Origin of the sequence: Lentimicrobium sp. S6 (assembly GCF_013166635.1) — a bacterium.
In the GTDB taxonomy this organism is placed as follows: Bacteria; Bacteroidota; Bacteroidia; order Bacteroidales; family UBA12170; genus UBA12170.
In genome coordinates, this window is sequence record NZ_JABKBZ010000032.1 from 45,879 (window position 1) to 58,530 (window position 12,652).

The following is a 12,652-nucleotide window of genomic DNA, read 5'->3' on the forward strand; positions in this document are numbered from 1 at the left end:
TGAACTAATACCGATGATGAAATGGACTTAGCCTAAAAATTAATCTTAATACAAATGGATCATTTCTTATCGGCATTAACCATTGTAATAATGAAATGCTTAAGAACTAATTTCATTATACAATTGGTATAATTATCTGAAACTGTGGCCTAATTCAATCTCTAATTCTGGTTTAAACATTCTTTACAATGGAAAATATTCACAAACATAGAAACTGAGCATACGAACTTAAAGATACTGAATATCTGAAACATAAAAATGAATCCTGACAAACCGAAGCTATTGGCATAATTCTTGATATTATCGGTGACATTTAAAATTAGACCTATGAAACTACTGAAAGACTTAAAAATTATACTTTTAGTATTTGTTTTAGTTTGGGGGTTTTCTTCCTGTTCTAAAGACTTAGAACAAGACCCACCATGTATTCCTGAAAAAACCATGGAGGACTTGCTAGTAAGCGAAACATTTAATTTCAAAACCAGCCAAACTATAGATATAAAGATTATTGCGAGCGACCATATTGGTCTCCCAGCCCTAAAAATTGAACTCTTTGATGCCAACCCTAATGAGAATGGTAAAGCCATTAAATCAGGGATTACTAATAGAAACCAAGAATTCCAAACGACAATAATCTTACCCGCTTATCAAGAAACTATTTACATCCGTCGTACAACAAATAGTGGTGTAATAGAAACTGTAACAATGGATATTAATGGTGAAAAATTAGAATACATATTCACAGATACTAAATCGGTAAATAGCATGAGAGGAAATGTAACCGGTCCCGGTTGCAGCGATTGTACTACTACTATTTCTGATCATCTAACTGGAACGCTAACAATAAATAGCGGAGAAACAATTTGTATTTTAAATGGAGCTACTTTTACCGGAGGTTTAACCATGAATGGTGGAACTCTTAAAGTTTGCGGAACCTTAACTTCACAATGGATAAATGGTGGCGGAACCATTATTATAAATGACGATGGTGCTTTTATTTCAAACTCGCTGAATATGAACAGCTCCGATTTAGTTATTGAAAATTATAGTGATGTTTTCATGGTAAGTGCTGGCCCTAATGTTAATGGTATTTTTAAAAACTGGGGATATATAGCCTTAGCTGGAGCTAACATCAACAGTGGTGGTCAATTTTACAATTATGGTATTATAGCATTCTCTAATCACTATAACAATAATAGTTTCACCTATAATGAAGGAATTATGAATTTCGCAGGAAATGTAGCCAATAATTCCAATGCAATATTTGAAAATCACTGTAGAGCTAATGTTGCTGGCAACTTCAATAATAATAGCACCTTATATAATTACTCATATATGGATATCAATGGAACTCTAACTCTTAATAGTAATGGGGAGTTACAAATGTATGACCAAGCTTTGATTGATGTAGTTCACATGATGATTAATGATGATATTGTTGGTAATGGTTCTTCTTATTCTAAAATAGTAGTAACAGGAAACACCACCATAAATAGCTCTGGAAGCATCTCTGGAAACATAGATTACTGCGATGAGAATGAAATAGAAACTAATAATGGAACCATTGCTCCAAGTGTAACATTTTGTGAAGCAAGTATACCTGAAACATATTGTAATCCAGGTAGCGAAGGACCAGGAAGTCTAGATACAGATGGAGATGGAGTAATTGATGAGTTTGATGATTATCCATATGATCCAGAAAGAGCTTTCAATAATTACCACCCTAATGAGAACACATTTGGCACCTTAGCTTTTGAAGATTTATGGCCATTTAAAGCTGATTATGACTTTAACGATTTGGTTGTGGATTATAATTTTAATACCGTAACCAATGCTAATGATAATGCAGTTGAAATATATGTGAGCTTAAAAGTCATGGCAATTGGTGCTAGTTACAAGAATGGATTTGGAATGGAGCTACCTATTGCTAATGATATGGTGAGTGAAGTTACTGGTGACTTTAGTATGACACAAAACATTATCAATTTAGATGGAAGAAATCTAGAAACAGGACAATCTAATGCTGTTGTTGTTTTCTTTGACAATGGCTTTGACTTACTTCCACACCCAGGTGGCGGAACTGGAGTAAACACAAGGCCTGGTTCTATTTATGTGGAGCCTCAGCAAATAGATTTCTTAATTAGCTTTGCCTATCCAATAAGTGATATCAACCTTGGGCAAACACCTTTCAACCCATTTATTTTTATAAACGGTGATAGAAGTAGAGAAGTACATTTGAAAAACAATAAGCCTACTGACTTAGCGAATTTAAGTTTGTTTGGCACAGGCCAAGATGAAAGCGTTCCCAGTGCAGGATATTATTATAAATCTTTTAATAATCTACCTTGGGCTATCGATATTTCAAGCGGTTTTGATTATCCAATTGAGAAATCAGCTATCATCGATGCTTATAACTATTTTGGTGATTGGGCAGAAAGTGATGGAGCGAATTATCCTGATTGGTATAGTGATGGAGCTGGATATAGAAATACAAATGTAATTTACACTCCATAAATATTATAATTTCATAATAATAGTAGATAATATGTTCATGCTGTCAGATTTCTGGCAGCATTTTTTATTGATTTTGTTTATTCAGAAATGGTATTTTTGCTACTTGGCACATCACTATTAACACACAACAGGTTTTTTTATAATAAACTGACAACATCGAAAAGCATCATCATGAAGAAAATATTACTCATTTTAATTTTATTTAGTTCTACATTGTTAATGGCACAGCCTTGGCTGCAAAATATGCCTCAGAATAAATCCAAAGAAGAATGGACCTTATATGATTACGAAAGTGCATTCCATCAATATTGGGAGCCCTACCAAGTTAATAATAAAGGATACTATATAGAGGATGGCAAAGAAGTTAAAGCACCTGGTTGGAAACAGTTTTATCGTTGGTATTATCAAATGGAAGCCAAAGTAAATCCGAGTACAGGAATTTTCCCAAGTAAAACAGCACAACAAGTTTATGATGAGTTTATCAAAACAAATCCTGAGCAAAGAAATTATAAATCTGCAAATTGGACGAATTTAGGACCAAGTAGTTCAACTGGAGGTTATGCTGGAGTGGGCAGATTAAACTGTGTGGCATTTCATCCAACAGATAATAGTACCTATTGGGTTGGAGCACCTGCTGGTGGACTATGGGTAACCACAAATAATGGGTCATCTTGGACATGCCTAACTGATGAAAATAATGTATTGGGAGTTTCTGACATCGTTATTCCAACTGATTATAGCAGCTCCCAAACCATATATATTGCCACAGGAGATAGAGATGCATGGGACAATAGAAGCATTGGAGTTTTAAAATCCACCAATGGAGGTTTTACTTGGAATACTACAGGAATACAATTTAATTTATCCGATGGTGATATGGTAACTCGTTTATTATTACACCCAAGTGATAACCAAACCATTATTGCAGCCACCAGCAATGGTGTTTATAAAACCACGAATGGGGGCTCCACTTGGGATAATCAACTTACCTCAATTTCATTCATCGATATGGAATACAAACCAGGTGATTTTAATACCCTTTATGGTTCAACCACCTCAGGAAGTATTTATCGCAGTGCAAATGGAGGAGGCGACTGGAGTGAAGAATTATCTCAAGGTAACAGAATAGAGCTAGCTGTTTCTGTTGACGAGCCAACTTATGTGTATGCCATAATAGCCAACTCAAGTAGTGCTCTAGATGGAATTTATAAATCAACAAATAGCGGGAATAGTTTTTCTGAAGTGTTTAGTGGAAATAGTTCAAACCTATTGGGATGGGATTCCAATGGTGGAGGTTCTCAAGGACAAGGATGGTACGATTTATCCATTGCTGTTTCTCCAAATGATGCCAACACCATATTGGTTGGAGGAATTAATACTTGGAGATCTACAAATGGAGGTTCCTCTTGGTCAATAGTTAATCATTGGTGGGGCGATGGCGTTCCTGCTGTGCATGCCGACAAGCATATGTTGAAATATAGAGATAATGGTGATTTGTTTGAATGTAATGATGGAGGAATCTATCTGTCTACTAATAACGGAACTTCTTGGACAGACAAAACTAATGGGATGATCATCAGCCAAATGTATAAACTGGGAGTGTCTCAAACCAATGCCACTGAAACTATTACAGGATTGCAAGACAATGGTTCAAAGCTCTTTTTTAGTAATTTCTGGGACGATGTAAAAGGAGGCGACGGTATGGAATGTCTTATCGACTATACTTCCTCAAACACACAATATGCTACATATGTTAATGGGCAAATCACAAGAACCACAAATCATTGGGCCTCAAGTACAGATATTGAGCCTTCTGCTGCTGGAGATGGCGCATGGGTAACGCCTTATGTCATTGATCCTGTAGATCATAACACGCTCTTTGCTGGTTATACTGACATTTGGAAGACCACCAATAAGGGAGATAATTGGACCAAGATTTCAACTATGAATACCTCCTCAAAAATTCGTGCCATGGCCATTGCTTCTTCTGATAATGATGTGCTTTTCGTCTCAGATCCTAATGAAATATGGAAAACTACTAATGGAGGAGGTTCTTGGACTGACGTAACATCTAATTTGCCAACAAGTAGCTCCAATATTACCTATATCGCCATAAAAGCTGATAATCCCAATACCGTTTGGGTAAGCTTGAGTGGATATAATAATAATTTGGTATATGAAACTACAAATGGAGGAAGCACTTGGAATAATATTTCTGATGGTTTACCTTCCATTCCAGCATATACTATAGTTCAAAACACACAGGCAAGCTCAACAAGTCACCTTTATCTTGGAACAGAGCTTGGCGTATATTTTAGAGAGGGTAGTAACGATTGGACGGAATATAATACCAACCTCCCCAAGGTTCAATGTGGAGAATTAGAGATTTATTACGCCGGAGATGCTACCGATAGCAAACTCCGACTGGCCTCCTATGGAAGAGGCTTATGGGAATCTCCACTAGTTCTGGAAAATACAGACCTTCCTTCTGTACAAACAACTACTCCAACTAATATTACTCAAACTACTGCAACGCTAGGAGGTAATGTGATTAACCAAGGAAGCTCTAATATTTCGGAGAGAGGAGTGGTTTATAGCACCTCCTCGAACCCTACTACTAATGATTTCAAAATAGTAAATGCCAATACAGGAACAGGCAACTATACTGCCTCAGTATCAGGCTTATCACCAGCAACAACATATTATACTAGAGCCTATGCCATAAACAGTTACGGAACAGCTTATGGAGGGCAGGAAGTTTTTACCACTGATTGCGGAGTACTAGGATTACCATTTACTGAGGATTTTGAGTCATCAACTTTCCCACCAAACTGTTGGGATTCTTATAGAGGAATTAATGGGCTAGGAACTGTACAAGATTGGCAATCCTCAGATGATGCCTATAGTGGTAGTCAATCAGCTCACATAGTTTGGGAAAATACAGAAGGTCTAGCTGAAGACTGGTTGGTCAGCCCTAAGATACTTATATCCTCTGGTGCTGAAATGTCATTCTACCAAAAGCAGGCATACGAAGCAGAATATGGATCAATGTATTATATTAAAGTTTCCACAACATCTCAAACCAATATTTCGTCTTTTTCAACTCTTAACTCTTGGGGTGAAGACACCTTTTCTGTTAACTATTCAGAAAAAACAATTGACCTTTCTGCCTATGCTGGGCAAGAGATTTATATTGCTTTTGTAATGACTAATGATGATGGTGACGATTGGTTTGTTGATCATATCAATATCGAGGGTTCTGCACCTACTCCTGTGGCTACAGTTTCTGCCATTCCAGATTGTAATACTGGAGCCATTAAAGTGACGAGTAGCTTGAGTGGAAACCAAACTTTCTACCTTACAGATAATTCAGGTACTGTATTGGATAATGCCACCGCTAATACTAACTTCTATACTTTTCCAGATCTGGTAAATGGGGTGTATAAAGGGAAAGTAGAAAAAGATGGACAAATGTCTGCCTTGTCTGCTGCTGCAACGCTCACCAATAATACATTACCTCAACAACCGAGCAGCATGGCTGGAAATCTTCAGCCTTGCCAAGGCACTAGTCAAACTTATTCGGTCACTAATGACCCTGATGCAGATACTTATAATTGGACTTTACCAAGTACTTGGACAGGGACAAGCACAAATAGTGCAATAACTGTAGTTGTTGGTTCTACAGGAGGAAATATTTCTGTTATACCTGAGAATGAATGTGGTAGTGGTCCTGTTAGAGTTTTAGCTATTGAGGTAAATGAATTACCAGCTCAGCCTTCTATCATATCTGGTGAAACTTCTCCATGTGAAGGAAACTCTATAACTTACACTGTAGATAACGATCCTAATGTATTGTCTTATACTTGGACCCTTCCAAGTGGATGGTCGGGAAATAGCAATACCAACTCAATCACTGTTACCGCAGGAAGTACAGAAGGAGATATTATAGTGAGCCCAATGAATGATTGTGGAAATGGATCCTCAAGATCCTTGGCTGTTGATGCTATCTCACTACCAGAGCAACCTTCTGCTATTAGTGGAGACGAAACTCCATGTGAAGGAGAATCTATCACTTATTCAATTACTAATGACCCAAATGCAGATTCATATATTTGGACTTTGCCAAGTGGGTGGACTGGAACAAGTAGCACGAGTTCAATTACGGTTTCAGTTGGAACAGAGGATGGTGTTGTTTCAGTTGTTCCAGTAAATGGATGTGGAAATGGTTCCCCGAGACAATTAAATGTTATATCATTTTCCATCCCATTTCAAGTCAGTGCCATAGATGGAAATCCATCAGTTTGTGAGGGAACTCAAGAGCTATATACGGTTGAACTAGATGAGAATGTGGAGGATTATACATGGTCTATTCCTTCAGGCTGGACAGGAACAAGTATAAGTAACGAAATTACTGTCACCATTGGTAGTAATGGAGGAAATATTTCTGTTATTCCGAATAATGAATGTGGTTCGGGCCCTAGTCAATCCATTTCATTAGAAGTAACTAATGAAGGACCAGCACAGCCAGATCCTATCGAAGGTGTTATTATGGCTTGTATAGGATTCTTAGAAACCTATTCTGTTCCATTCGACCCATCAGTAGATAGCTATGAATGGTCGCTTCCAAGTAGTTGGACAGGAAATAGCAACACCAATTCTATCACCGTTACAGTGGGAAATACTGGTGGTGAAATATCAGTAACACCAAGTAATTTTTGTGGTGAAGGAACGCCACAAACAGCCACTCTAGGAGTCCTTACAAGTACTCCTGCTCAGCCTAGCTCCATAAGTGGAGCTCAAGAAATATGTGCTGGAGAAACAGAAACTTATTCTGTTGAATTTGTTGATGGTATTGAATATTCATGGGAATTGCCTAACGGATGGAATGGAACAAGCGCAAACAACGAAATAGAAGCAAGTATCGGAAATAATGGTGGCGAAATCATAGTCACCCCTTCCAATGGTTGTGGAGATGGTCCTTCAAATAGCTTGACTGTCGATGTAAATCAGGTGCCAATACCAGCCAGTGAAATATTGGGAGAAGAAGAAGTTTGTGCTGGAGTAACAGAAATATATAGCATGGAAGAGCAAAGCGGGGTCTCCTATAATTGGAGTTTGCCAAGTGGCTGGGCTGGGACTAGCGCTACACATCAGATTTCTGTAACCGTTGGTTCTAATGATGGCGATATTTCAGTTGTCTTAGAAAATGAGTGTGGACTAAGCCCCGCAACTTCAAAAGCACTGAATTCTAATCCTGTGTTAAGTGAACTTAGTAGTATTACAGGCCTAGATCAAATTTGGGGAATGGACACAGAAACCTATTCTGTGGAGACTCTTGATGGTGCTGAATCCTATAATTGGACTTTGGATCCAAGTTGGGTTTTGATTGCCGGAACAGGAAGTAATGAAATTACCATAGACTTCCCAGAGGATGCCAATTCAGGTATGCTTTCAGTGGTCGCTGAAAATCTTTGCGGACTAAGTGAAGCCTCTGAAATGCTTATTGAAATTATTCCCATTGGAATTTTTGAGGTCTCTATTATGGATGTAGCGATATATCCCAACCCTGCGCAGAACAGACTTTATATTGAAATCAATAAGCCATTAGAAGCTGATACCGAAGTTATACTTTGGACTCTAAATGGAAGTAAAGTTATTACTGACAAAATAAAGCCTGGTAGCCAAAAATTAGAATTAGATTTAAGTCTCTTGGCCTCTGGAAGCTATATGTTAGAGCTGAAAAATGAGAAAAATACAGTACAACATAAGATAGTCATCAATAAATAGTCTCTTTTAAAATTTTTTGAAAGTCATTGATTCTTTTCGGATGCTCGTTTTCTTTAAGAATCAATGACTTTTTAAATAGGGTTCTTTTTTGTATTCCTAAATTTATGATATTTGCAAACAACCATATTTAGATATTAAAACTTATAAAAACATGATAAACATCAACTTAGATATTAGCAGAGCATTAGACTTTGTAAAGAAAGAAGACATCAATGCCTTTCAAGATGTGATCAACAAAAATCACCAAAACCTTTTAAATAAAACAGGAAAAGGTGATGATTTCTTGGGCTGGGTAGATTTACCTTCCTCTATTAGCACTGAGTTTTTAGACGAGATTAAAGCCGATGCCGATAAAATGGCTGCAAAAGCAAAAGTATTTGTGGTTATCGGAATTGGAGGAAGTTATTTAGGTGCTAGAGCTGTTATTGAAGCTTTGCAACATCAGTTTAAAGGTTTTGTGAAATCTGACAGACCACAAGTAATCTACGCTGGACAAAACATTAGCGAAGATTATATGGTGGACCTGATGGAAGCTTTGGACGGACTTGATTATGCAGTGACTGTAATCAGCAAATCTGGAACTACCACTGAACCCGCATTGGCTTTTAGAATTATCAAAAACCATCTTGAAACTAAATATGGTAAAGAAGAGGCCGCCGATAGAATTATCGCCATCACAGATAAATCTAGAGGTGCTTTAAAAACCCTTGCTGATAAAGAAGGTTATAAAACCTATGTGGTGCCAGATGATGTTGGAGGAAGATATTCTGTTTTAACTCCTGTTGGATTATTACCTATTGCTGTTGCTGGCTTCGATATTCACGCCCTAGTTAAAGGAGCAGTTGAGATGCAAGAGTTCAACGAGAAGAACACTGCCATAGAAACCAATCCTGTTGCCTTATATGCTGCCACTCGTAATGCACTTTATAATAGTGGAAAAACCACCGAAATCATGGTGAACTACCAACCTACTCTTTATTATATGACAGAGTGGTGGAAGCAATTATATGGCGAAAGTGAAGGAAAAGAGAACAAAGGAATCTTCCCAGCTGGAGTGAGTAACACTACCGATTTACACAGTATGGGCCAATATATCCAAGAGGGAATTAGAAATCTCTTTGAAACAGTAATTAGTGTGGAGAAGAGCAAAAGAAAGCTCGAGATCCCATTGGATGCTGCCGACCTCGATGGTTTAAATTACCTAAAAGGAAAAACCATTACTGAGGTGAATTATAATGCAGAACTTGGAACTGCCATTGCTCACGTTGATGGTGGAGTACCCAATTTAAGAATCAGTATCCCAGAATTAAACGAAGAGAATATTGGCCAGTTGATTTATTTCTATGAGTTTGCCTGTGGATTAAGTGGTTATATTTTAGATGTAAACCCATTCGACCAACCAGGTGTTGAAGCCTATAAAAAGAATATGTTTGCTCTTCTGGGAAAACCAGGTTTTGAAGAAGCTACTAAAGCTATAAAGGCTCGCTTATAGCTGGCCTAGGGTCGACGACCCCTAGCTTAAGCTAGGGGTCGTCGAACCTAGGCTTTAAGCAAATGCTTGCATATCATGCAAGCGATGATATATCCCTTTTTCTTTGAGGAGCTCTTCGTGAATTCCTCGCTCTACAATTTCACCTTTATCTACTACAATAATCTCATCGGCATGTTGAATAGTCGACAAGCGATGTGCAATAATGAGTGAAGTTCTGTTCTTCATAAGGTTTTCCAAAGCTTGTTGAACGAGTCTTTCTGACTCAGTGTCGAGTGCTGATGTAGCCTCATCTAATATCATAATGGGTGGGTTTTTCAAAACTGCTCTCGCAATACTCAATCGCTGTCTTTGTCCACCAGATAATTTTTGTCCTCTATCACCAATAATGCTATCGTAGCCCTCCTCCATTTGCTCGATAAACTCATGAGCATTGGCGATTTTGGCTGCGTTTTTAACCTCCTCTAAAGTGACCTTGTCTTCAATTCCTAGAGCAATATTATTAAATACAGTATCATTAAAAAGAATAGACTCTTGAGTCACGATACCCATTAAACCACGCACATCATCAATTACAATGTCTTTAATATCTACTCCATCAATAGAAATACTTCCTTCTTGAGGATCGTAAAAACGTGGTAATAGATCGGCTAATGTTGATTTACCTCCTCCTGATGCCCCAACAAGCGCAATGGTTTTTCCTTTTGCTATCTTCAAGTTAATCTTTTTCAAGACTTCTACATGATTTTGATAGGAGAAGCTGAGGTCTTTATATTCAATAGTATCAATAAATTCTTTTTTAGCAATGGCTTGGGGCTTTTCTTCTATGATTTCAGGCGCATCTAATACGCCTTCTACTCTTTCCACTGAGGCCGCACCTTTTTGAATATTATAGAAAGCAGTGGTGATGGCTTTAGCTGGATTCAAAATCTGCGAGAAAATCCCTAAATAAACAAGGAATTCTGCTGCTTCCATTGTGGAATCTTCGCTTAGGATTAATCTACCGCCATACCAAAGAATGGTAACTACCACACCTACTCCCATAAATTCACTTAGCGGAGAGGCCATATCTCGTTTACGATATAGTTTAATCATCAACTTGGTATAATCTTGATTGATGGCTTGAAACTTCTTTTCGGTACTATTGATGGCTGTAAAGCCTTTGATAATTCTTAAGCCTCCAATGGTTTCTTCAATTACGCTCAATATAAAACCCATACTTTTCTGGCTTTTATCGCTGGTTCTTTTCAGACTTTTACCAATTTGACCAATCAAGAAGCCACTAATGGGCAATAATACCATCACGAAAATAGTTAAGCTTGGACTCATAAAAAACAAGACTGCAATGGAAGCAATTATGGCAATGGGTTCTCTAAAAACCGATTCCAAAGAGCTCATAATAGACCATTCTATCTCTAAAACATCAGAAGTCATTCTGGAGATAATATCCCCCTTTTTCTTTTCGCTAAAATAACTGATGGGAAGGATCAGTACTTTTTTATACATATCATTTCTTAGATCTCTCACCACACCATTACGTATGGGTGCCAAAAAGAACATGGCCAAATAACGAAAGAGATTTTTAAGGAAATATAGTCCTAGAATAATAAATGCGATATACAATAGAGTTTCCATTTCACCATGCATTTTAATCAGTTGTCCGGCATAGAAATTGAAATTCTCAGAGATGGAATCGAAGTTGAAAATATCAAGAGGAACAGCTTCCTCCGGAATATCCTGCATTTTAAAAAGCATATTTAGTATGGGGATAAACACCGCAAACGAAGCCAATGAAAAGATAACCGCCAAGATATTAAAGAATACATTCAAACTAGCGTAAGGCCAGTAGGGTTTAACATAGGTAAGGATTTTAAATAGCTTCTTCATGAAATATGCATTTTTACAATTCGCAAAAATAGTCAATTTGCCGCTTCTTTGTTTTTATTATCTTTGATATGGCTCAATTAACAATTTATAACATGAAGAAATTAGCATTTATAGCCCTATTTTTAGGATTAGGTTTGATGTCTTTCGGACAAAGTCTCAACGAAATCAATAGAGAACTCACATACAAAACCTGGGTAGATGGTGAAATAAGAAGTATTAATGGCTACGAAGTGAGGCGAGTAAATGGAGCCGATTATGGTGGTTCGAGAAATTCTACAACAGGTATGATTACTTCTATAGCCTATCATGATGCCGTTTCATCAGCTGAGAAGGCATACTTAGAATTTTACATTACTCGATATGAACAATCTTTAGCTAATATGAAATGGTTTATGTTTATCATTAGAGGAGAAGATGATAAAGAAAAACTGTGGGAGCATAAATTGGCATATAAATCTTCGGAACTACCCGCAGGAAACTTTTATTGGAATTACACCACCGTCCCTATTCCAGAAAATATACATCCTCCATTCTATATTTATATTCGCGATAGAAATATCCCTAACCTGACTAGCTTTAAGTTTAAGATAGAGAAGTAGAGAAGCTCCTATATATCTATAGTAAATATAGACTTATATCATTTCGCCTATTAGGTGTTTAAAACCCCCAATGTGTATTCGCAGGTTTACAAATGATCCGTTGTAACTAGGCTGGAGAGGATGTTTATCAAATAAAATTAGCCAATCGTCAACAGCCATATGTGTGATTATTGTTAGAGACGAAAACCATATGGTTGGCAGTGCTAAGTTTATGGTGGATTAGTAAAAATATAATATACTACAAAAAAGGGGTCAAGTTGAAATTCTGGGGGAATTGATTTTTACGCAAAAATATTTGTCAATCGAAAAAGGAAAAATTTGACATCTCTGACACCTCTGAATTCAGACCTAAAATGCTTTAATTTTGCGTTAAAGG

General features: G+C 37.3%; 5 protein-coding genes. 4 read left to right on the plus strand and 1 reads right to left on the minus strand.

Features of this window, described 5'->3' with window-relative positions; genetic code table 11:
- Positions 1-327: 327 nt before the first annotated feature.
- From HNS40_RS11915 to HNS40_RS11925, 3 genes are all read left to right on the plus strand, one after another.
- The gene (locus HNS40_RS11915; protein ID WP_172281060.1) at positions 328-2,514 is read left to right on the plus strand and encodes an LruC domain-containing protein; all 2,187 of its coding nucleotides are present in this window, start codon (positions 328-330) and stop codon (positions 2,512-2,514) included.
- A gap of 171 nt (positions 2,515-2,685) precedes the next feature.
- Complete coding sequence (locus tag HNS40_RS11920; protein ID WP_172281062.1) at positions 2,686-8,301, plus strand: T9SS-dependent choice-of-anchor J family protein; 5,616 nt, start codon at positions 2,686-2,688, stop codon at positions 8,299-8,301.
- Positions 8,302-8,452: 151 nt separating this feature from the next.
- Positions 8,453-9,793 (plus strand): glucose-6-phosphate isomerase, encoded by a 1,341-nt coding sequence (locus tag HNS40_RS11925; protein ID WP_172281064.1) that lies wholly within the window; start codon positions 8,453-8,455, stop codon positions 9,791-9,793.
- A 54-nt stretch (positions 9,794-9,847) separates the two neighbouring features.
- Here the strand turns inward: HNS40_RS11925 and HNS40_RS11930 are convergent, their stop codons facing one another.
- Positions 9,848-11,677: an ABC transporter ATP-binding protein gene (locus HNS40_RS11930; RefSeq protein ID WP_172281065.1), complete on the minus strand. Its 1,830-nt coding sequence runs from the start codon at positions 11,675-11,677 to the stop codon at positions 9,848-9,850.
- 92 nt (positions 11,678-11,769) lie between these two features.
- Between HNS40_RS11930 and HNS40_RS11935 the strand changes: the two genes are divergently transcribed.
- The gene (locus HNS40_RS11935) at positions 11,770-12,276 is read left to right on the plus strand and encodes a hypothetical protein (protein ID WP_172281066.1); all 507 of its coding nucleotides are present in this window, start codon (positions 11,770-11,772) and stop codon (positions 12,274-12,276) included.
- Positions 12,277-12,652: the final 376 nt, after the last annotated feature.